The organism is Quadrisphaera sp. RL12-1S, from assembly GCF_014270065.1.
Classification (GTDB): Bacteria; Actinomycetota; Actinomycetes; order Actinomycetales; family Quadrisphaeraceae; genus Quadrisphaera.
The window spans coordinates 369,194-389,908 of the sequence record NZ_JACNME010000002.1 but is presented as its reverse complement, the minus strand read 5'-3'; the positions used below and the strand labels follow the sequence as shown (position 1 = coordinate 389,908).

19 protein-coding genes and 1 tRNA gene are annotated in these 20,715 nt (G+C 74.8%); 4 read left to right on the top strand and 16 right to left on the bottom strand.

All coding sequences use genetic code 11. The features are described from left to right. Positions 1-25: 25 nt before the first annotated feature. Positions 26-691, bottom strand: a complete 666-nt coding sequence (locus H7K62_RS05325; protein WP_186716877.1) for a TetR/AcrR family transcriptional regulator — start codon at positions 689-691, stop codon at positions 26-28. A gap of 91 nt (positions 692-782) precedes the next feature. On the opposite strand from H7K62_RS05325, the gene H7K62_RS05320 reads away from it, so the two are divergent. Then, the gene (locus H7K62_RS05320) at positions 783-1,175 is read left to right on the top strand and encodes a DUF1304 domain-containing protein (protein WP_186716876.1); all 393 of its coding nucleotides are present in this window, start codon (positions 783-785) and stop codon (positions 1,173-1,175) included. An 84-nt stretch (positions 1,176-1,259) separates the two neighbouring features. Further along, entirely contained in the window at positions 1,260-2,312 is a 1,053-nt protein-coding gene (locus tag H7K62_RS05315) for an NADP-dependent oxidoreductase (protein ID WP_186716875.1), read from the top strand. Between the two features lie 180 nt (positions 2,313-2,492). On the opposite strand, the gene H7K62_RS05310 is transcribed toward H7K62_RS05315, so the two are convergent. The 4 genes from H7K62_RS05310 to H7K62_RS05295 form a co-directional block, all read right to left on the bottom strand. After that, a tRNA-Pro gene (locus H7K62_RS05310) sits at positions 2,493-2,566 on the bottom strand. Positions 2,567-2,612: 46 nt separating this feature from the next. After that, positions 2,613-3,890, bottom strand: coding sequence for a tyrosine-type recombinase/integrase (locus H7K62_RS23575; protein ID WP_186716874.1), 1,278 nt, complete (start codon positions 3,888-3,890; stop codon positions 2,613-2,615). 110 nt (positions 3,891-4,000) lie between these two features. Then, positions 4,001-5,437 (bottom strand): ribosome biogenesis GTPase Der, encoded by a 1,437-nt coding sequence (gene der, locus H7K62_RS05300; RefSeq protein ID WP_186716873.1) that lies wholly within the window; start codon positions 5,435-5,437, stop codon positions 4,001-4,003. After that, positions 5,434-6,258: a (d)CMP kinase gene (locus H7K62_RS05295; RefSeq protein ID WP_186716872.1), complete on the bottom strand. Its 825-nt coding sequence runs from the start codon at positions 6,256-6,258 to the stop codon at positions 5,434-5,436. Before H7K62_RS05295 ends, der begins: the two co-directional genes overlap by 4 nt. Positions 6,259-6,321: 63 nt before the next feature. Between H7K62_RS05295 and H7K62_RS05290 the strand changes: the two genes are divergently transcribed. After that, entirely contained in the window at positions 6,322-7,209 is an 888-nt protein-coding gene (locus H7K62_RS05290) for an inositol monophosphatase family protein (RefSeq protein ID WP_186716871.1), read from the top strand. A gap of 72 nt (positions 7,210-7,281) precedes the next feature. Here H7K62_RS05290 and H7K62_RS05285 read toward each other — a convergent pair whose 3' ends face one another. From H7K62_RS05285 to H7K62_RS05255, 7 genes are all read right to left on the bottom strand, one after another. Beyond that, positions 7,282-8,418, bottom strand: coding sequence for a prephenate dehydrogenase (locus H7K62_RS05285; RefSeq protein WP_186716870.1), 1,137 nt, complete (start codon positions 8,416-8,418; stop codon positions 7,282-7,284). A 49-nt stretch (positions 8,419-8,467) separates the two neighbouring features. Beyond that, the gene (gene aroH / locus H7K62_RS05280; RefSeq protein ID WP_186717067.1) at positions 8,468-8,830 is read right to left on the bottom strand and encodes a chorismate mutase; all 363 of its coding nucleotides are present in this window, start codon (positions 8,828-8,830) and stop codon (positions 8,468-8,470) included. Positions 8,831-8,838: 8 nt separating this feature from the next. Then, positions 8,839-9,843, bottom strand: a complete 1,005-nt coding sequence (locus H7K62_RS05275; RefSeq protein ID WP_186716869.1) for a pseudouridine synthase — start codon at positions 9,841-9,843, stop codon at positions 8,839-8,841. Between the two features lie 25 nt (positions 9,844-9,868). After that, positions 9,869-10,444 (bottom strand): SMC-Scp complex subunit ScpB, encoded by a 576-nt coding sequence (gene scpB, locus H7K62_RS05270; protein ID WP_186716868.1) that lies wholly within the window; start codon positions 10,442-10,444, stop codon positions 9,869-9,871. Further along, positions 10,441-11,484, bottom strand: a complete 1,044-nt coding sequence (locus H7K62_RS05265) for a segregation and condensation protein A (protein WP_222437106.1) — start codon at positions 11,482-11,484, stop codon at positions 10,441-10,443. Before H7K62_RS05265 ends, scpB begins: the two co-directional genes overlap by 4 nt. A gap of 3 nt (positions 11,485-11,487) precedes the next feature. Further along, the gene (locus H7K62_RS05260) at positions 11,488-12,375 is read right to left on the bottom strand and encodes a ParA family protein (protein ID WP_186716867.1); all 888 of its coding nucleotides are present in this window, start codon (positions 12,373-12,375) and stop codon (positions 11,488-11,490) included. A 93-nt stretch (positions 12,376-12,468) separates the two neighbouring features. Further along, positions 12,469-13,542, bottom strand: coding sequence for a site-specific tyrosine recombinase XerD (locus H7K62_RS05255; protein WP_370591636.1), 1,074 nt, complete (start codon positions 13,540-13,542; stop codon positions 12,469-12,471). 155 nt (positions 13,543-13,697) lie between these two features. On the opposite strand from H7K62_RS05255, the gene H7K62_RS05250 reads away from it, so the two are divergent. After that, the gene (locus H7K62_RS05250; RefSeq protein ID WP_222437105.1) at positions 13,698-14,576 is read left to right on the top strand and encodes a spermidine synthase; all 879 of its coding nucleotides are present in this window, start codon (positions 13,698-13,700) and stop codon (positions 14,574-14,576) included. Between the two features lie 93 nt (positions 14,577-14,669). On the opposite strand, the gene H7K62_RS05245 is transcribed toward H7K62_RS05250, so the two are convergent. From H7K62_RS05245 to H7K62_RS05230, 4 genes are all read right to left on the bottom strand, one after another. Next, positions 14,670-16,943: an alpha-galactosidase gene (locus H7K62_RS05245; RefSeq protein ID WP_222437104.1), complete on the bottom strand. Its 2,274-nt coding sequence runs from the start codon at positions 16,941-16,943 to the stop codon at positions 14,670-14,672. Between the two features lie 105 nt (positions 16,944-17,048). Then, positions 17,049-18,005 carry a carbohydrate ABC transporter permease gene (locus H7K62_RS05240; protein ID WP_186716866.1) on the bottom strand — a complete coding sequence of 319 codons (957 nt, stop codon included), beginning with the start codon at positions 18,003-18,005 and terminating at the stop codon, positions 17,049-17,051. Then, positions 18,002-18,994: a carbohydrate ABC transporter permease gene (locus H7K62_RS05235; protein ID WP_222437103.1), complete on the bottom strand. Its 993-nt coding sequence runs from the start codon at positions 18,992-18,994 to the stop codon at positions 18,002-18,004. Before H7K62_RS05235 ends, H7K62_RS05240 begins: the two co-directional genes overlap by 4 nt. Positions 18,995-19,133: 139 nt before the next feature. Beyond that, on the bottom strand, positions 19,134-20,459 hold the full coding sequence (locus H7K62_RS05230; protein WP_186716865.1) for an ABC transporter substrate-binding protein: 1,326 nt from the start codon (positions 20,457-20,459) through the stop codon (positions 19,134-19,136). Between the last annotated feature and the right edge of the window lie 256 nt (positions 20,460-20,715).

Below are 20,715 nucleotides of genomic sequence, written 5' to 3'. Positions count from 1 at the left end.
TCGCAGCCCCGCGCGGCGACCGGCCTCAGCCCCGGGGATGGTCCTGCCGCCCGGGTCGGGGTTCGGGTCGGGGATCGGGTCGGGCGGTGGCGAGGGCGGCGCGCAGGCTGTCACCGGCGGCCTGCGGGTCCACCCGGACCAGGGCGAGGGCGGCGACGACGAGAGCGGTGACGGACTCGCCCAGCTGCTCGCGGGCGTCCTCGGCCAGGTCGGGGCGGGCGGCGGCCAGGCCGTCGGCCACGGCCGCGCGCAGCTCCCGCCGGTAGGCGGCGACGACGGCGCGGACGGTCTCGTCCTGGCCGATGGGGGCGGCGGCGGCGTTGAGCAGCAGGCAGCCGTGGAGGGCGTCGCCGCGGTCGTCGTCCTCGTGACCGGGCGGGCGCGAGCCGGCGGTGGACACCGCGGACACCGCGGTGAGGAGCCGTTCCAGGTAGCCGGCGAGGGCGCCCGCCGCGACGGGGGGCGTCTGGAGGGGCCGCAGGCGGGGGCGGACCACTTCGTCGAGGTAGCTGGCGAGGGCGGCGTCGTAGAGGCCGCGCTTGCTGCCGAAGGCGTGGTAGAGGCTCGAGCGTCCCAGGCCGGTGGCGCGCTCGAGGTCGGGCACCGAGGCCTGCTCGTAGCCGTGCTGCCAGAAGACGCGGCGCGCGGCGCGCACGGCGGTGGCCTCCTCGAAGCCGGCTGGTCGCCCCACGGACCCCTCTCCCTCCCCTGTCCGCCCGCCGCGAGCGGCGGCGCGGACGCGACGTGCAGATGTTCTGCAACGAGCGTTACAGTACCTGCTCGTGGTCATCGCCGGGCTCGTCCTCATCGCTGCCGCCGCCCTCCTGCACGTGTGGATCTTCGTGCTCGAGTCACTGGCGTGGACCAGTCCGCGGGCGCGCCGCACCTTCGGGCTGACGCGCGAGCAGGCGGAGGCCACCCGGCAGATGGCCTTCAACCAGGGCTTCTACAACCTCTTCCTCGCCGTGGTGGCGGCCGCCGGCGTCGTCGTCCTGCTCCGCGGTGGGCCGGTGGGCGTCGGTGCGGCGCTGGCCCTGGCCGGGGCGGGCTCGATGGCCGCCGCGGCCCTCGTGCTGGCCCTGTCCGACCGCAGCAAGCTGCGCGCAGCGGCGGCGCAGGGGACCTTCCCCCTGCTCGGTGTCGTCGCGCTCGTGGTCGGCCTGGTCACCGCCTGACCGCCGCCTCGCAGACAGGCAAGTCCACCAGCAGGTCCATCAGCCAGTCCAGCACCGTCCTCCCGCAACCCCCTGGAGATCCCCATGACCAGCACCACCAGCACCAGCAGCTCGACCAGCCGGCAGTGGCAGCTCACCGCCCGCCCCGTCGGTGAGCCGACCACCGCCGACGTCCGCCTGGTCGAGGTGGCCCTGCCCGACCTCGGCCCCGGCCAGGTGCGCGTGGCCAACGAGTTCGTCTCGGTGGACCCGTACATGCGCGGCCGCATGAACGACACCAAGAGCTACGTGCCGCCCTTCGGCCTCGGCGAGTCGATGAACGGCGGAGCCGTCGGCCGGGTGGTCGAGTCGACCGCGCCCGCGCTGCCCGTGGGCACCCTCGTGGTGCACCAGCAGGGCTGGCGCGACGTCGCCCAGGGTGACGCTGGCGGCTTCCGCGCCGTGCCCGAGGTCTCCCGCGACGGCGCACCCGTGCCCTCCTCGGTGCACCTGGGGATCCTGGGGCTCACCGGCCAGACCGCCTACGCCGGGCTCACCGCCGTGGCGCACCTGCAGCCGGGCGAGACGGTGTTCGTCTCCGGCGCCGCGGGTGCCGTCGGCACCGCCGTCGGCCAGGTGGCGCGCCTGCTGGGCGCCTCCCGCGTGGTCGGCTCCGCCGGCGGCCCGCAGAAGGTGGCGCGGCTGCGCGAGCGCTTCGGCTTCGACGCCGCCCTCGACTACAAGGCCGCCCCGGTGCGCGAGCAGCTGCCCGCACTGGTGCCGGACGGCGTGGACGTGTACTTCGACAACGTCGGCGGGGACCACCTGCAGGCAGCGCTCGACGTCATGAACCGCGGCGGGCGCCTGGCCCTGTGCGGGGCGATCTCGGGCTACAACGCCAGCCCCTCCCACCCCGGGCCGGCCGGTCCCGACAACCTCGCCAACGCCATCACCCGCAGCCTGACGCTGCGGGGGTTCACCCTGGGCGACTTCGCCTCCCTGCTGCCCGAGGCCACGGCCAAGCTCTCGGAGTGGTTCGCCGCCGGACAGCTCGAGCACGACGAGACCGTGGTGGACGGGGTGGAGAACACCTTCGAGGCGTTCCTGTCCATGATGCGCGGCGGCAACACCGGCAAGATGGTCGTCCGCGTCGGCTGAGGTCCCCGCGGGCTCCGGCGCCCCGCTGCTCACGAGCATCCACCACGCGGAGGAGCCCCCGGCGTCCGGAGCCCCCTCCGGGGTGCTGCCCACTGCGGAGCAGGACGGGCGACACCCGCGCGAGACCCTCCGCCACGACGACGAAGGCCCTGGTGAGCGGTGCTCACCAGGGCCTGTCTGTCGGGCTGACAGGATTTGAACCTGCGACCCCGTGACCCCCAGTCACGTGCGCTACCAAGCTGCGCCACAGCCCGCGATCCCTCAGGACCGTGGAACACCTTACAGGTCCCTCGACGGGGCTCAGCCGCGAGGTGGCGCCTCCTGGTCGAGCAGTGCGTCCAGCACGGCCACGGGATCCGCCTCACGGCCCACCGGTCGCACGTAGCCCCTGGTGGAGCGGTCGTCGCGGTGACCGAGCCGCTCTGAGATCTTCTCCACGCTCACCCCACCCCCGTTCAGCCACGACGCGTGCACGTGCCGCGTGTGCCGCGCCAGGGGGCGGAAGTCGAGCCCTGCGGAGCGCACGGCCGCGTCCCACAGAGCGCTCCACCCCTGGTGGCTCACCGCACCGATCCCCGGCACCCCCGAGGCGGCCGCCGAGTCCGCCGGGAGGGCTCCGCCCTCCACGCGGGCGCGTCGGGGGACCGCGTCGCCGCGCCGGGCGTCCCTCCGCTCGCGCCTCTTCCGCGCGGAGTACTCCGAGATGGCCTGGCGGCAGCAGGCCTCACGACATCTGCCGGTGACGTAGCCGTTCATCGTCCCGTGCTGGTAGACCCTGCCATTGGGACCCGTGAAGGACCCGAGCCGCGCCAGGCGCTCCTCGGTCAGCGGCTCGGTGTGGACGGGGCGGGGGAAGGTCCGCCCCGAGGGTGCGGGCAGCACGAGGCGCGCAGGGAACAGCAGGTCACCACCCTCCAGGCCGGCGGCGTCGCACCACACCTGCAGGCGGTCTTCGAAGTCCTCACCCACCTGCACCCGCCGCGGCTCGCCGTTCTTGGTGGAGGGCCGCAGGACGAACCGCTCGCCACCGGCCGAGAAGCGCCGGCCGGGCTCGGACAGGGCCCGGCGCACCAGCACCTGCCCCTGCTGCAGGTCGTGGCGCTGCAGGGCGAGCGCCTCGCCGATCCTCAGGCCGCTGCGGACCAGCAGGTCGGCCAGCAGCTGGGCGCCGGTGGTCGGGAGGTGCTCTCGGACCAGGACGAACTCCTCGGGGGTGAGCACCCGCGTCAGCACGGTCTCGGACCGCGGCGCGCGCACCCCGTCGGTGGGGAGGACGCCGATGACGCGCTGCGCCTGCGCGTACCGGCACGCCGCCGACAGGACGACCCGCGACAGCCGCACGAGCGAGGCGCTGCTGCCGCGGGCCCTCAGCCCGTCGAGCAGCCGGACCACGTCCTCAGGGGTCACGTCGACCACCGGCACGCCCCCCAGCACGGGAGAGACGTGGCGGCGGAACACCCCGTCGTAGACCGACATGGTCTTGGGGTCGACCGTCGCGCCGGCGACGTAGCCCTCCCAGGCGAGGTCGACGGTCAGTGCCACGGGTGCCCCCTCGGCCGCGGGCGTGGTGGTCTCCACGCGGCCGATCATGGCGCCCGGCACTGACAGCCGGCCCTGACAGCCGGCCCTGACAGCACGGGGCGGGCGGCTGCACCTGGCAGCCACCCGCCCCCGTCGTCGTCAGGACCTCAGCGGCGGCGCTTCTCCCGCACGCGCACGCTGACCTCCACCGGGGACCCCTCGAAGCCGAACTGCTCGCGCAGGCGCCGCTCCAGGAACCGGCGGTACTGCGCCTCGAGGAACCCGGAGGCGAACAGCACGAACCGCGGCGGCCGCGTGGACGCCTGCGTGCCGAAGAGGATGCGCGGCTGCTTGCCGCCCCGCAGCGGGTGCGGGTGGGCCTGCACGACCTCGGAGAGGAACTGGTTCAGCCGGCCGGTGGGCACGCGGGTGTCCCAGCTGTCCAGCGCCACGTCGAGCGCGGGCACCAGCTTCTCCACGTGGCGCCCGGTGCGCGCGGAGATGTTCACCCGCGGCGCCCAGGCCACCTGCGCGAGGTCGGTCTCGATCTCGCGCTCGAGGTAGTGGCGGCGCTCCTCGTCGGTGAGGTCCCACTTGTTGAACGCCAGCACCAGCGCCCGCCCGGACTCCACCACCGTGGTGATGATGCGGGTGTCCTGCTCGGTGAGGCGCTCGGAGGCCTCCAGCAGCACCACGGCCACCTCGGCGCGCTCCAGGGCGGCCTGCGTGCGCAGGGACGCGTAGTAGTCAGCGCCGGAGGTCTGGTGCACGCGGCGGCGGATGCCGGCGGTGTCCACGAAGCGCCACTCGCGCCCGCCCAGCTCGACGAGCTCGTCGACCGGGTCGCGGGTGGTGCCGGCGGTGGAGTCGACGACGACGCGCTCGGAGCCGACCAGCTTGTTGAGCAGGCTCGACTTGCCGACGTTCGGACGCCCCAGCAGCGCCACGCGGCGCGGCCCGCCGACGGTCTCGCGCTCTCCCACCAGCTGGTCGGGGACGGCCTTGAGCACGGCGTCGAGCAGGTCGCCCGATCCGCGCCCGTGCAGAGCGGACACCGGGTGCGGCTCGCCCAGGCCGAGCGACCAGAGCATCGCGGCGTCGGCCTCGGTGCGCTCGTCGTCCACCTTGTTCGCCGCGAGCACCACGGGCTTGCCCGAGCGGCGGATGAGCTTCACCACGGCCTCGTCGGTGCCGGTGGCCCCCACGGAGGCGTCGACCACGAAGACGACGACGTCGGCCAGCTCGATGGCGATCTCGGCCTGCTCGGCCACGCGGGCGTCGAGCCCGTGGACGTCGACCTCCCACCCGCCGGTGTCGACGACGACGAACGGCGTGCCCGCCCACTCGGTGGTGTACCGGACCCGGTCGCGGGTGACGCCGGGCACGTCCTGCACCACCGCCTCGCGGCGGCCGAGCACGCGGTTGACCAGCGTGGACTTGCCGACGTTGGGCCGGCCGATGATCGCGACGACGGGCAGGACGCCCTCGTCGTCGACGCCGTGGTCGGTGTGCTCGCCGTCGAGGACGGCGAGGTCCTCCTCGGACAGCTCGTAGTCCTCCAGCCCGACGCGCAGCGCGCGGGTCGGGTCCAGCTCCTCGCTCACGCGCGGGCTCCTGCCTGGTCGTGGGCGGTCTGGGCGCCCGAGGAGGAGGTGCGGACGGGCAGCGCGGCGCCCACCAGCGCCAGCAGCGCCTCGACGCCCTTCTCCAGGGTGCCGGAGTTGTCCAGCACGGTGACGCCGTCGGCGGCCTCGGTGAACGCGGCGACGGTGGAGTCGTCCCGGTCGCGGCGGACCACCTCGTCACGGGTGCGGTCCACGGCGGCGGCGTCGGCGCTGCCGTGCAGCTCCAGGGCGCGGCGCGCGAGGCGGCGCTCCTCGTCGACCACCACCAGCACGCGCACGGCGGCGTCGGGGGCGACCACGGTGGTGAGGTCGCGGCCCTCGGCCACCACGCCGCGCTGGGCGGCCTGGGCGGCGATGGCGGCGCGCTGGCGCGCGATGAGCTCGGCGCGGACCTCGAGGTTGGTGGCCACGACGCTCACGGCCGCGGAGATGCGGCTCTCGCGGATGGCGGCGGTGACGTCGGTGCCGCGCACGATGACGTAGGGCCGCTCCGGGTCGGTGCCGACGCGCAGGTCCAGCCCGCGGGCGAGGCTGCTGACGGCCTCGTCCAGGCCGTGGTCGCGCTCCCCCGCCGCCGCGGACGACGACGCGCCCGCGAGGTCGAACCCGTCCTCCAGGGCAGCCCAGCACACGGCGCGGTAGTAGGCGCCGGTGTCGAGGTAGCCGGCGCCGAGGGCGGCAGCCGTGCGGCGGCACAGCGTGGACTTGCCGGAGCCGGAGGGACCGTCGACGGCGACGACGAGCCCGCGAGCGCGGGGCCGCGCGCTGGACGGGGAGGGGTGTTCGGGTGGAGCGTGCACCCCCCGAGGGTAGTGGCCGGCGGCGACGGGCCCTGCCACCAGCGAGGTCACTAGCCTGGTCGTGTGGCCACCGCACCCCGATCCGCCAGCACCCCCGAGCCGGTCGACCAGCCGGTAGACGAGCAGGTCGACGAGCGGGCCCGGGAGGCCGCCGAGGCCCTCGAGTTCGTCGCGGCGCTCGTCACGCGCCTCGGGGAGGAGGCCACCCGCCGCCAGCTCGACGCGGTGGAGCAGCGCAAGCCGGCCGCGGCGCTGACCGGTTCGGTGGTCACCGACGTCGACCTCGACACCGAGCGCGCCGTCGACGAGGCGCTGCGCGAGCGCTTCCCGGCGGACGGGATCATCGGCGAGGAGGGCGCGGACCGGCCCCCGGCGGACCCGGAGACCGGACGCACGTGGGTGGTCGACCCGATCGACGGCACCCTCAACTACGCGCGCCGCCTCGGACCGTGGTCGGTGGTGGCGTCCGCGTGGCGCGGTCCGCGCGAGCGCCCGCAGGTGGAGTCCGTGGCCGTGTGGACCGGAGGCCACCTGTACACGGCGGTGGCCGGCCGGGGGGCGTTCGTCAGGGTCGGCGGTCCGGACGCCGAGCCGCGCCGCCTGCACCTGGAGGGCCAGGCGGAGCCCGGCGGGGTGGTCCGCGCCGGCGCCGGCGTGCTCGGCGCCGTCAAGGAGTCCGGCTGGCTGGCCAAGGTGGTGGAGAGCTCCGCCGCCGAGGTGGTCTCCATCGCCGACGGCCGCGTCATGGGGACGCTGCGCCTGGGCGGCGACCGCCGCGACCTGCACGGCCCGGCGCTGCTGGTCGCCGAGGCCGGCGGCGCGGTGGTGCCTCTGGACGGCGAGCCGCTGTCCGGGGTGAGCCGCTCGCTCGTGCTGGCCCACCCCGGAGCCGTGGACGGCCTCGTGGCCCTGGCCACGGCGAACCTGCCGGTCGAGGGCCCCGCCGACTGAGGCCACCACGTCCGGCGCTGGCCGAGGTCGGTGGCGGCGCGGCCGAGCGGGGCCCTGCCCGGCCCTCCCCCGTCAGTCGAGCAGGGCCCAGCCCAGGTCGCGCAACGCCGCCTCCAGCACCGTCCGCGCCGCGGGGAGCACGGACACCTCCGCCAGGCCCACGGGCTGGCCCGGGGAGTGCTCGATGCGCAGGTCCTCGAGGTTGACGCCGGCCGCGCCGACGTCGTGCAGGAGCCGCGCCAGCTCCCCGGGGGCGTCGGGCACGAGCACCGTGACCACCGCGTAGGACGTCGGCGGGGCGCCGTGCTTGCCCGGCACCCGGGCGCGGCCGGCACCGCCGTCGGCGATGAGCTGCGCCACCGCGGCCAGCGCACCGGGCGACTTCGCCGCCGCGTCGTGGGCGTCCTCCACCCGGTCCAGCTGCTCCAGGGCGGCGAGCACGGCGTCGAGGTCGGCGCGCAGGTCCCGCAGCACCGCGGCCACCGGTCCGGCGTTCGCTCCGAGGATCTGCACCCACAGCGCCGGGTCGGACTCGGCGATGCGCGTGACGTCGCGCAGTCCCTGCCCGGCCAGCTCGACCGCGGGCTCGGGCGCCTCGCGCAGCCGCGCGGCCACGAGGGAGGCCGCCACCTGCGGCACGTGCGAGACCAGCGCCACGGCCTCGTCGTGCGCCCCGGCCTCCATCGCCACGGGCACGCCGCCCAGGTCGTCGGCGAGGTCTCGCACGGCGGCCACCGCCGCCGGGGCGGAGGCGGGCGTGGGGCACAGCACCCACGGACGCCCCGCGAAGAGCGTCCCGCGGGCGGCCACCGCCCCGGAGCGCTCCCGCCCGGCCAGGGGGTGGCTGCCCACGTAGCGCGCGAGCGCGCCCGGGTCCCGCACCAGGCGCCGCAGCTCGTGCAGCACCGTGAGCTTGACGCTGGCCACGTCCGTGACCACGGCGTCCGGCCAGCGGGCCAGCTGCTCAGCCACCACCGAGGCGGTGACGTCCGGCGGAGCGGCGACGACGACGAGCGCCGGCGGCGTGTCGCCGGGCTGGCGCAGCCGCCCCGCCCCGAGGTCGCGGGCCAGGGCGGCCGCGGTCGGCGAGGGGTCGGCCAGGGTGGTCTCGACACCGCGGGCGCGCAGCGCCAGCGCGGCGCTGGTGCCCAGCAGGCCCGTGCCGACCACGTGGACGGGACCGCGCGTGCGCGCGTGCAGGGTGGTCATCGGCGGGTCCGTCCCGTCATCGTCGTCGTCCTGCTGGTCAGGGCGGGGGTCACTGGGCGATGTCGCGGCGCAGCGCGGTGGCGCCGCGCAGGTACACGTGCTGCACCTCGGCGCGCGCCAGGTCCGTCTCGACCAGCGCCATGAGGCGCACCACGCGCGGCATGGCGCCGACCACGTCCACCTCGACGGCGCACATCAGCGGCACGTCGCCCAGGCCCAGCTCGCGCGCGGCGACGGCCGGGAACTCGCTGGTCAGGTCGGGGGTGCAGGTGAACATGATGCTGACCAGGTCCGCGGCGGAGAGCCGGTTGGCCTCCAGCACGGCCGTCACCAGCTCGCGGGTGCTCGCGAGCAGGTGCTCGCGCTCGTCGGCGTCGAGCTGGACCGCCCCCCTGACGGCCCTGACGGCCAGCTCGGCCATCAGCGCCCGCCCTGGCGCCGCTGCTGGCGCTGCTGCCCCTGCTGGCCCGCACCGCCCCGGGTGCGCGCGGCCTTGGCGTTCTTGGCCGCCCTCGTGGACTTCGACGACGCCGCCGTGCGCCGCGCCGCGCCCGTGACCATCTGGATGCCCTTGCGGTCCGGTGCCTTCGCCACCGGGCGCTGGCCCTTGGGGCGCGGCGTGCGCGCGGACGGCTGCGAGCCCGGCCCGGCGCTGCGCAGCGTGGACACCTCCTCGCGGGTCAGCGAGCGGGTCACGCCGGGGCGCAGGTCTCCCAGGTGGATCGGGCCGATGGCGGTGCGCGCCAGCCGGATGACGGGGTAGCCGACCTCCTCGAGCATGCGGCGCACCACGTGCTTGCGGCCCTCGTGCAGGACGATCTCCACGAACGCCTTGCCGGGCGCGGAGTCGACAAGGCGGAAGGAGTCAGCCTTGGCCAGACCGTCCTCCAGCTCCACCCCGTCGCGCAGGCGCTTGCCGATGCCGCGCTCCACCGGGCCGTGGACCTCGGCGACGTAGGTGCGGGGCACCTCGAAGGAGGGGTGCTGCAGGCGGTGCGCGAGGTCCCCGTCGTTGGTCAGCAGGATCAGGCCCTCGGTGTCGACGTCGAGGCGGCCGACGTGGAACAGGCGCACGCCCTGCTCGGTGCGGTCGTCGAGGATGTCGGCCAGCGTCAGGCGGCCCTCGGCGTCGGACATCGCCGAGAGGTACCCGCGGGGCTTGTTCATGGCCAGGTAGACCTTGGTGGTGTCGAGCTGGAGGAGCATGCCGTCCACCTCGACCTGCGCGGTGGCGGTGTCGACGCGGACGCCGAGCTCGGTGACGACCTTCCCGTCCACGCGCACCCGCCCGCGGGCGATGAGGTCCTCGCAGGCGCGCCGCGAGCCCAGGCCGGCCCCGGCCAGCACCTTCTGCAGGCGCACGCCGTCGGGGTCGTGCACGTCGTGCTCGTCGTGCCGGGAGTGCTGGTCTCGCTGCTGGCTCACTGGTGGTCTCCTGCTCCGCCGCTGGTCACGGCCCGTCGTCGAGGGCGTCGAGGAGCGCGTCGATCTCCGTGTCGTCCGGCAGGTGCGGCGCCAGCGGAGGGAGGTCCTCGAGGCTGTCGACCCCGATCTTCTCCAGGAAGGCCGTGGTCGTCCGGTACAGGGTCCCACCCCCGGGGCCCTCCTTGCCCGCCTCGGTCACCAGACCGCGGGTGAGCAGGGTCCGCACCACCGAGTCGACGTCCACCCCGCGCACCGCCGCGACCCGCGCCCGGGTGACCGGCTGGGTGTAGGCGATGACGGCGAGGGTCTCCAGCGCCGCCTTGGACAGCCGCGCCGAGGCGGCCTCCCCGGTGAAGCGGGCCACGAGGTCCGCGGCGTCGGGGCGGCTCCAGATCCGCCAGCCGCCCGCGGCCGCGCGCAGCTCGAAGCCGCGCCGCTGCTCGGCGTACTCCTGCGCCAGCGCGGCCAGGGCCCGCCCGACCTCCTCGACCGGCACCTCCAGGCCCTCGGCGAGGTCGTCGGTGGAGACCGGCGCGTCCACCACCATGAGCACGGCCTCCAGCGCCGCGCGCAGCCCCCCGGGCAGGTCGGTGCTGCTCATGCGGCGTCCTCGGGCTGGTCGGGCTGGTCGGTGAGGTCGATCGTGCCGCGCCAGCGGACCTGCAGCGGCTGCGCCGGGTCGGCCTGGTCCAGGTCGAGCTCGCCGCGGCGGTACAGCTCCAGCACCGCCAGGAAGCGCCCCACCACGTGCACCACCGCGGCCCGACCGTCCCCGCCGTCCACGCCGTCCCCGGTGGCCCCGCCCACGTCGGCGATGAGCTCGGCGAAGCCCACCGCCTCCGCGCCGCGCTCGGCGAAGCGGGCCACCAGCCTCGCCCGCAGCAGCGCCACCTGCTCGGGCAGGCTGACCGCGGGGGCGTGCAGGTGCTCGACGTCCACCCGGGCGGGCAGCCCCCTGCGGCCCGCCACCGGCGCGGCGATCGCGGCGGCGGCCAGCGCGGCCAGCTGGTCGGGCGTGGTGGCCAGCACCAGCTCGGGCAGCGCCCGCTCCACCAGCGGGTCGGCGGCACCGGTCCCCCCGGGGCGCGGCGTGCTCAGCGCGCCCTCGGCCAGCCGGTCGGCCAGCAGCCCCGCCACCTGCGCGTAGGCGCGGTGCTGCAGCAGCCGGGCGAACAGCAGGTCCCGGGCCTCCACCAGGGCCAGGCCCTCGGCGTCGAGCTCGTCGGTCTCCTCGCTCGGCAGCAGCCGCGCCACCTTGAGGTCGAGCAGGGTGGCGGCCACCACGAGGAACCCGCTGGCCTGCCCGAGCGCGGCCACCTCGGCCTTCGCGGCGGCCCGCGCGCCCCCGCCGCCGTCGTCGTCCTCGACGGGCTCGGCGTCGACGGCGGCGAGCATGCGCCGCAGGTGCGCGATGAACTCGTCGGTCACGGCGGCCAGCGCCACCTCGGTGATCTCCAGCCGGCGCCGGGAGATCAGCCCCAGCAGCAGGTCGAACGGGCCGGTGAAGTTGTCCAGGTGGACGTCGAAGGCGGGCGCGTCCCGGTCGGTGAGGACGCCGCCGGGCACCGCCGGGGTGACCGCCGCCGCGGCGGGTGCGGCCGTGGACTCAGCGGCGCCTGCGGCGCGGGGCGCCGGGAGCACGGCTCAGGCAGCGGCGCCGCGCGCGACCAGCTCGCGCGCGAGGCGGCGGTAGGACTCCGCGCCGGAGTGCTCGGGCGCGTACGTGGTGATCGGCTCCCCCGCCACCGAGGCGTCGGGGAACTTCACGGTGCGGCCGATGACGGTGTCGAACAGCGTGGACCCGAACGCCTCCACGACGCGGGCGATGACCTCGCGGGAGTGCAGCGTGCGGGCGTCGTACATGGTGGCGAGGATGCCGTCGATGGCCAGGGCCGGATTGAGCCGGTCCTGCACCTTCTCGATGGTCTCCACCAGCAGCGCCACACCGCGCAGCGCGAAGAACTCGCACTCCAGCGGGATGAGCACGCCGTGCGCGGCGGTGAGCGCGTTGACGGTCAGCAGGCCCAGGGAGGGCTGGCAGTCGACCAGGACGACGTCGTAGTCGTCCGTGCCGGTGCGCAGCGCGCGCGAGAGGGCCTGCTCGCGCGCCACCTCGCCGACCAGCTGCACCTCCGCGGCCGACAGGTCGATGTTGGCCGGCAGGATGTCCACCCCCGGCAGCCGGGTGGGGACGACGACGTCGGCCACGGTGACGCGCCGGTCCATGAGCAGCGTGTAGACGCTGTGCTGCAGCTCGTGCGGGTTGACGCCGAGGCCCACCGACAGCGCGCCCTGCGGGTCGAAGTCGACCAGGAGCACCTTGCGCCCGTACTCCGCGAGCGCCGCGCCCAGGTTGATGGTGGTGGTGGTCTTGCCCACCCCGCCCTTCTGGTTGCACATGGCGATGACGCGGGCGGGGCCGTGGCCGGACAGGGCCTGCGGGACCGGGAAGTCGACCAGGGGGCGCCCGGTGGGACCGAGCAGACCGTGCTGCGCGCCCTGCGCACCGCGGGCCTGCAGGTCGCTCGTCATGGGTGGGGAGACTACCCCAGGGGTGTGCGCCGAGCGGGTGACCGAGCGGGGCTGGCGGCGCGCGGCGGGCACGCAGCGTGAACGGCCGGCGCGTCAGCCCAGGGCGCGGGGGTGGGCGGCGGCGTAGACCTCGCGCAGGGCGTCGGCGGTGACCATCGTGTAGATCTGCGTGGTGGTCACGCTGGCGTGGCCGAGCAGCTCCTGCACCACGCGGACGTCCGCGCCACCCTCGAGCAGGTGGGTCGCGAAGGAGTGCCGCAGCGTGTGCGGGGAGACGGGGTGCTCCGGGCTGCCGACGCCGGCGCGCTCGGCGGCGGTGCGCAGCACGGCCCAGGCGCTCTGCCGGGACAGGCGGGCGCCGCGGCTGTTGAGGAACACCGCCCCCGCCGAGGCGCTGCGGCCGCCCGTGGTCAGGGGGGCCGCAGGGCCGCCGGCGGCGGCCAGCGCGGGCCGGGCGCGCACGAGGTAGGCGGACAGGGCCTGCACGGCGTAGGAGCCCAGCGGCACCACGCGCTCCTTGCCGCCCTTGCCGCGCAGGCGCAGCAGCGCGGCCCGGCCCTCGGCAGGAGCGTCGCCGTCGTCGTGCCCCCCGGTGAGGGGTCCGAGGACCTCGGCGGGCAGGTCGTCGACGTCGAGGCCGACGGCCTCGGAGATGCGCGCCCCGGTGCCGTAGAGCACCTCCAGCAGGGCTCGGTCGCGCACGGGCACGGGGCCCTCCCCGAGTCCGGAGGCCTCCAGCAGCGCCAGGACGTCCGCGACGGGCACGGCCTTGGGCAGGCGGCGCGGGGTGGCGGGCGGGCGGACGGCGGCGGCGGGGTCGGCGGGGGTGGCGCCCTCGAGGGCCAGGAAGCGGTGCCAGCCGCGCACGGCGACCACGGCGCGGGCGGCCGAGGAGGCCGACAGCGGCGGGCCGAGCTCGCCGGCGGGTGCGGTGGCCGGTGCCGTCGCGGCGCCGGTGCGCAGGTCCTGCAGGTGGGCGGCGACGTCCTCCTCGCCCACCTCGGCGAGGTCGGTGCGGCCGCGGCGGCGCAGCCAGGTGGCGTAGCGCTCCAGGTCGCGCCGGTAGGCGGCGAGGGTGTTCTCGGCCAGGCCGCGCTCCACCCGCAGGTGCGCGAGGTACTGCGACAGGGCGCGGGACAGGGCGTCGACGACGACGGCGGGCTGCACGTCCGGGGCGGCCGGGGCGTCCGGGACCTGTCGCACCGCCTGTTCCGACGGCGGAACGAGCACCTCAGCCCCCACGTGCCTCACTGTAGGGCGGCGCCGCGGCCGGACGGGTGCAGGCTGTGGGTGTGCGAGAACGACGTCATGGGCGCTCCGTCGTGCGCCCCTCCGGGCGACCCGACACCTCAGCCCCCGTCGAGGGCGCCTTCACCACCTCCACCGGGCAGGCCGCCTGGGTCCCCGAGCACGACGGCTCGTGGACGCTGTACGTCAACGGCGTGCCCAGCTCCCCCGTGCGCGTGGGGGACCCGGCCGCGCTCGACTTCGAGTACCTGCAGTGGATGGCCGACGTGGTCCGGCTGGTGCTGGAGCCGACCCCGGACGCGCCGCTGCGGGCGGTGCACCTCGGCGGGGGCGCGTGCGCGCTGCCGCGCCACCTGTCCGCGGTGCGGCGCGAGGCCGGGCAGCCGGTCCGGCAGGTGGTGGTGGAGCTCGACGCCGAGCTGGCCACCCGGGTGCGCGAGTGGGTGGACCTGCCGCGCTCCCCCGAGCTGCGGATCCAGACCGGTGACGCCCGCGCGGGCCTCGCCTCGCGCCGGGACGCCTCGGCGGACCTCGTGGTGCGCGACGTCTTCGCCGGGGACTCCACGCCGCGGCACGTGAGCACGGCGGAGTTCCTCCGCGACGTGGACCGCGTGCTGGCCCCCGGCGGCCTCTACCTGGCCAACACCGTGGACCGGACCTCGCCGGTGGGGATCAAGGCCGAGGTGGCGACCCTGCGGGACGCCTTCCCCCACACGGCCGCCGCGCTGGAGCCCGGGGTGCTGCGCGGCCGGCGGCACGGCAACGCGGTGCTGCTGGGCAGCCGGTCGCCGCTGCCGGTGGCGGCGCTGACCCGGGTGCTGGGCGCGGGTGCCGCGCCGGCGAGGCTGCTGCACGGCGAGGCGCTGGAGCAGTACGCCGCCGGCGCGCACGTGGTGCTGGACCCCGCGCCCGCCGCCCCCGCCCCCGCCCCGGCCCCGGCTCCGGCGCTCTGAGGTGGCCGACCGCCCATGATCACGGACGGTCGTGCGTGATCATGGGCGGTCGGCCCCGTCGACGGAGCGGCTCAGCAGCGGCTCAGCAGCGGGTCAGACGGCCTGCAGGTGCACCAGGGTGATGCTCCACGGGAACCGGCGCGGCAGCACCAGCCCGACCGACCCGAGCACGGACCCGGGCAGCGCCGCGGCACCCAGCGGGCCGGCCGCGTCGACGTCGCCGGAGCGCCAGCCGAGCGCCAGGTTGGCGCGGGCGCCGCGGTCGGCCTCGGGCACCGGGCCCACCCAGCGGGCGCGGTAGCGCAGCTCCGGCTCCAGGCCGGGGTCACCGGGGTTCCACGCCACCGGCAGCCGGACCGGCACCGGGTGCTCCACCCACGACTCGCCCATCTGCACCTGCGCCACCAGCGCCTGCGACCCGTCGAGCGCCACCACGCCGTGGCTGCGCACCGCCGGGTCCGGGGAGTCGGCGCGCCAGGTGCGCCCGGAGTGCAGCAGCCCGCGGTGCTCCTTGTAGACCGCCACCCAGTGCGCCAGCCGCGCGCGGTCCTCCTCGGACGCCGTCGAGACGTCCCACTCGATGCCGAACGCCCCGAACAGCGCCGTGGCGGCGCGGAAGTCCAGCGGGATGCTGCGGTGCGTCTGGTGCGAGACCGGCGCCGAGACGTGCGCGCCCAGGTGCTCCGGCGGGGCCTGCTGGACCATCCACCGCTGGATGTCCTGCCGGGCCACCGCGTCGGTCATGTCGGAGGTCCACACCCGCTGGACGTGCTGCAGCACCTCCAGGTCCACGCGACCGCCGCCGGAGGCGCAGCTCTCCCACTCCACCTGCGGGTGCAGCGCGCGCAGCTCGTCGAGCAGGCGGTAGAACCCCGCGGTGTGGGCGCTGACCACGGGACGACCACCGGCGATCGCACCGCCGGCCTCGAGCAGGTCGCGGTTGTGGTCCCACTTCACGTAGTCGACGGGCACGGCGCTGAGCACCGCCGAGACCGCGTCTCGCACGTGCTCGCGCACCTCGTCGCGCGAGAGGTCCAGCACCAGCTGGTTCCGCTCGAGGGTGGGCGTGGTGCCGCGGGCGGACAGCACCCAGTCGGGGTGGGCGCGGAAGAGGTCGGAGTCGGGGTTGACCATCTCCGGCTCGAACCACAGCCCGAACTGCATGCCGTGGCCGTGCACGGCGTCGGCCAGGGCGCCCAGGCCGCCCTCGGCGTCGGGCCAGGCGTCGGGCGAGACGGTCCAGTCGCCCAGGCCCGCGGTGTCGTCGCGGCGGGCGCCGAACCAGCCGTCGTCCAGCACGAACCGCTCCACCCCCACCGAGGCGGCCAGCTCGGCCAGGCGCAGCAGGTGGGGCAGGTCGTGGTCGAACCAGACCGCCTCCCACACGTTGAGCGTCACCGGCACCGGGCGCCGCGGCGCCGCCCCCGTGGCCTCGCCGGCGGCGCGCAGGAAGGCGTGGTTCGCCGCCGCGAGCCCGTCCAGCCCGCGGGTGGACGCGCCCAGGTACAGCCACGGCGTCGTGTACGACTCCCCCGGGGCCAGCGCGGTCTCCCCGGGCAGCAGCAGCTCACCCCCGCCGAGCGTGGTCTGGGTGGACGGCGAGCGCTCCAGGCGCTGCACGGTGTTGCCGCTCCAGCCGACGGCGGCGCTGCGCACCTCGCCCTCGCCGAAGGAGAAGCCGGGGACGCCGACGACGACGTCGCCCGCGGCGTCGTGCCCGGTCTTGCCCGTGCGGTTCTCCCGCAGCCACAGCCCGTCGCGCACGGGCGCGCGCTGCGGCACCCGCTCGTGCAGCCAGCCGCCGGTGTGGTCCAGCACCTCGGCGGCCTCGTCGGGCAGCGGGACCAACACCTCCAGGCCCTCCAGGGCGTACGGCGAGGCCCCCGCGTTGGTGAGGGTGTGCCGAGCGCGCAGCAGCCCGCCCGCCAGCGCCTCCAGCTCGGTGCGCAGGCCCAGGCCCGCCGCGGCGTCCTCGGCGACGACGACGACGCGCGCCGTGCTGACCGCCGCGCCGGAGGCGGCGTCGTCGGCGTCGAGGTGCAGGTCGACCAGGCGGAAGGCGGTCGACCAGGCCGGGTCCTCCACACTGGTGTCCGTGGACGCCGGCGCCGGGCGGTGACCGCGCAGCGCGGGCCGGGTGTAGCGGCCGGTGGAGTGCTCGGGCAGCACCGCCAGGCCCTGCACGCCGAGCAGGCCCCGGCGCACGGCCACGACGTCGTCGGCGGAGGCGCCGGCCACCTGCGAGGCCGGGCCCCACCAGACGGTGCGGGGCAGCGAGCCGTCAGCAGGGACGGCGAGCGCCAGGGCGGCGGCCTCGGGTCCGGCGTCGGGGCGGGTCAGCAGGACGGCGCTGGGGTGAGCGGGCACGGGGTCCTTCCGGGTGGGGCTGCGGACGGGACGGTCGGCAGCACGGTGTCACGACGGCGGCGCCGCACCGGAGACCGGTGCGGCGCCGCTGCGGGGTGGGGCGGCTCAGCCCTTGACGGAGCCCGCCGTGAGGCCGCGCACGAAGTACCGCTGGAGCGAGAGGAACACGAGGATCGGCAGGATCATCGTGAAGAACGCGCCGGCGGTGAGCAGCTGGTCGCCCTGGCCCTGCTGGCCGAGGAGGGAGACCAGCGCGATGGTCAGCGGCTGGTTGTCACCGGGGCCGATGAAGATCAGGGCCACCAGCAGGTCGTTCCACACCCAGAGGAACTGGAAGATCGCGAACGACGCCAGCGCCGGGGTGGACATCGGGATGATGAGCTTCCAGAAGGTCTGGAAGTGCGAGGCGCCGTCGATCTTGGCGGACTCGATGACCTCCTTGGGCAGGGTGGCCATGTAGTTGCGGATCAGGTAGATCGCCAGCGCCATGCCGAAGCCGATGTGCGCACCCCACACGGCGATGAACTGGCCGTTGAGGCCCAGCTGCCCGTAGATGTTGAGCAGCGGCGCGAACGCCACCTGGTTGGGCACCACGAGCAGCGCCACGATGAGCACCAGCAGGAGGTTGCGGAACGGGAACTCCATGAAGGTGAACGCGTAGGCCGCGAACGCCGCGATGAGGATCGGGATGATCGTGGCCGGGATGGAGATGGCCAGGGAGTTGACGAAGGCCTGCGCCATCGGCGCCTTGTCGAACACCTCGACGTAGTTCTGCACCGTGAGGCGGCTGAGCTGCGAGGGACCGGTGAACACGGTCCACCAGCCGCTGGCGGCGGCGTCGGTGCGCTCGCGCAGCGAGGTCACCGCGAGGCCGAACACCGGCAGCACCCACAGCAGGCACAGCAGCGTGATGGCGATCTTCACCCACAGCGGCGCCGGGGCCCCGGAGTCCTCGCCGTGGCCGCCGCTCTCCTTGCGCTTGCGCGACCGGATGGCGGTCAGGCCCGGGTCCTTGGTCTGGCCGGGGTTGGACACCGGGGGGACGGTGGTGGACTGGCTCATCGCGCTGCCTCCTCGGCCCGGAACTGGCGGATCTGGTAGACGAGGAACGGCACGATCACCAGCATCAGCAGGACGACGATGGCCGCCGCGGCCCCCGCGTTGCGGTTGACGTACAGCTCCTGGAAGAAGTTCAGGGCGATGATGTTGGTGCCGAAGCCGCCGTTGGTGGCCACGTACACCACGTCGAAGGTCTTGAGCACCCCGATGAGCACGGTGATGAACACCGTGATGAGCGTGCCGCGGATCTGCGGGATGACGATGGAGAAGAAGATCTTCCCCTCGCCGGCACCGTCGATCCGGGCGGCCTCGAGGGTGTCCGTGGGGACGCCCTTGATGGCGGCGGACAGCAGCACCATCGCGAAGCCGGCCTGGGTCCAGATGAGGATGACCATGAGCAGCAGGCTGTTGAGCTTGAAGCCGGACTGCTGCAGCCACGCGATGGGGTCCCCGCCGAAGGCGACGACGATCGCGTTGAGCAGGCCCGTCTGGCCGCCGGTCGCGGCGCCCGCGTTGTAGATCAGCCGGAAGATCGCGACCGAGCCGACGGCGCTGATGGCCAGCGGCAGGAAGATCAGCGTCTTGGAGAGCTTCTCGCCGGTGGGCCGGAGCCGGTCCGCCAGCGTGGCGATGAGCAGGCCGAAGACGATCGCAAACGTCGGGACGATGAGGATCCAGAGGAACGTGTTGAACAGCGTGGTCTGGAAGCTGGGCGAGGACAGCAGCACCTGGTAGTTCTTGAAGCCGATGAACGCGGTGCTGTCGCTGTTCGCGAAGCTGTACACCAGCGTCTGGAAGAACGGGTAGACGAGGTACAGGCCCAGGGCCGCGAAGGCCGGGAGGATGAAGACGTAGGGCTTGATGAGCTCCTGCGGCTTGCTGGGCAGCAGCTCGGTGACCTTGTTGAGGATCCAGAACAGGACGACGGCGCCGGCGACTCCGCCGACGACGGCGATGAGGGCGTTCAAGATGGTGACGGTGATCGGGCTCACGGGACCTCCACGTCCGCTCGGCCAGATGACTGGTGGCTGAGTGTGGTGGGCCAGGGCGTGGCGCGCCACCGGCCCCTCAGACCCGACGACGCCGGGCTCCTGGTGCAGGAGCCCGGCGTCGGCGGGCGGTGTCGGAGCGTCAGCTCGCGGGCCAGCTGGCCTCGATGTTGGCGAGCGCGGTCTTCTCGTCCTCCTGGCCGGCGATCCAGGCGGTCATCTGGGTCCAGAAGGTGCCGGAGCCCACGGCGCCGGGCATCTGGTCGGATCCGTCGAACACGAACGAGGTGGACTTGTAGGCGATGTCCGCGATCTGCTTGGTCAGCTCGTTCGGGTAGTTGGACTGGTCGAAGTCCTTGCGGGGCGAGATGAACCCGTTGGCCTTGGCCCAGTCCTTGCCGAAGTCGGCGGACGCCATGTAGTTCATGAGCTTGGTGGCGCCGTCGGACTTCTTGAAGACCGACGCGAGGTCACCGCCGCCCTCGACGGGCTTGTCCGAGGCGGTCAGGCCCGGCATCGGGAAGACGCCCACGGTGCTGTCCAGGTTCTGGAGCACGGTGTCGGGGAAGCCGCCGCTGCGGGCCACGAAGTTGCCCTGGCGGTACATGAAGCACTTGGGCGGGTTCTCGAACATCGGGTTGGCCGCCGTGGCGAAGTTGGTGCTCGCGATCGAGGACCGTCCGCCGTAGACGTTGCCGTCGGTCAGCAGCAGCTCGTTCATGGTGTCCGCGGCCTTCACGACAGCGGGGTCGTTGAAGGGGATCTTGTGCTGGACCCACTGGTTGTAGGTGTCGGCCCCGGACTGGATGAGGAGCAGGTTCTCGATCCAGTCGGTGGCCGGCCAGCCGGTGGCCGAGCCCGACTCGATGCCGAAGCACCACGGAGCGGTGCCCGAGCTCTTGATCTGGCTGGTCAGCTGCTTCAGCCCGTCCAGGGTGTCGGGCGCCTTGTAGCCGGCCTGGTCGAACGGGCCCTTGGGGTAGAAGACGATCGACTTGACGTTCAGGCTCATCGGCAGCGCGTACTGCGTGCCGTCCACCTGCCCGGCCTCGACGATGCCGGGGACCATGGCGTCGAGGTTGGACTTGTCGACGATGTCCGTCAGCGGCGCGAGCTGCTTCTGGAACGACTTCATGATGCCGGGCTGCGGGAAGATCGCGATGTCCGGCGCGTTGTTGCCGGAGACGCGGGTGGAGATCAGGGTGTTGAAGTCCGGCGTGGGCGAGAACTTCACCTTGATGCCATTCGCGCTGGCGAACTTGTTGATCTCCGCCTGGAACTGGTCCGAGCTCGAGTCCGTGAAGCCGTACATGATCTCCACGGTGCCGCCCGCCGCGGCGGTGGCTCCGCCGCTGGCCGTGCCGCCACCGCTCCCGCCGCTGCTGAGGCAGCCGGCCGTGAGGACCGTGACCAGACCGGCGGTGAGCAGCGCGCCGACGGCGCGACCCTGACGTGACCTGATGCGCATTGCGTGGGCTCCTTCGTCCACCGGGGAGGGCACCGCACCGACCTGCGGGCCCCGTCGGCGGGCTCACGCCCGCCACTAGGCGCAGAGTTTTGCCCCAGATGCTCCGGCGCGTCAACCGCAGATCCGAACGAGCCGTGGCGCGGCGTGTTCGGGTCTGTGGGTTTCGGTGCGGAACCGCCTGTTCGTGACCTTCCCGTGACCTCCCCGTGTCCAGACCGTGTCCACCGGTGCCTCGGGCGCGGTTGACCCGGCGCGG

Excerpts from the sequence above, each read along its gene's own strand:
- H7K62_RS05315 (WP_186716875.1), top strand. The coding sequence starts at position 1,260 with ATGACCAGCACCACCAGCACCAGCAGCTCGACCAGCCGGCAGTGGCAG.
- H7K62_RS05285 (WP_186716870.1), bottom strand. The coding sequence starts at position 8,418 with ATGACCACCCTGCACGCGCGCACGCGCGGTCCCGTCCACGTGGTCGGC.
- scpB (WP_186716868.1), bottom strand. The coding sequence starts at position 10,444 with ATGAGCAGCACCGACCTGCCCGGGGGGCTGCGCGCGGCGCTGGAGGCC.
- H7K62_RS05260 (WP_186716867.1), bottom strand. The coding sequence starts at position 12,375 with ATGACGAGCGACCTGCAGGCCCGCGGTGCGCAGGGCGCGCAGCACGGT.
- H7K62_RS05240 (WP_186716866.1), bottom strand. The coding sequence starts at position 18,005 with ATGAGCCAGTCCACCACCGTCCCCCCGGTGTCCAACCCCGGCCAGACC.
- H7K62_RS05230 (WP_186716865.1), bottom strand. The coding sequence starts at position 20,459 with ATGCGCATCAGGTCACGTCAGGGTCGCGCCGTCGGCGCGCTGCTCACC.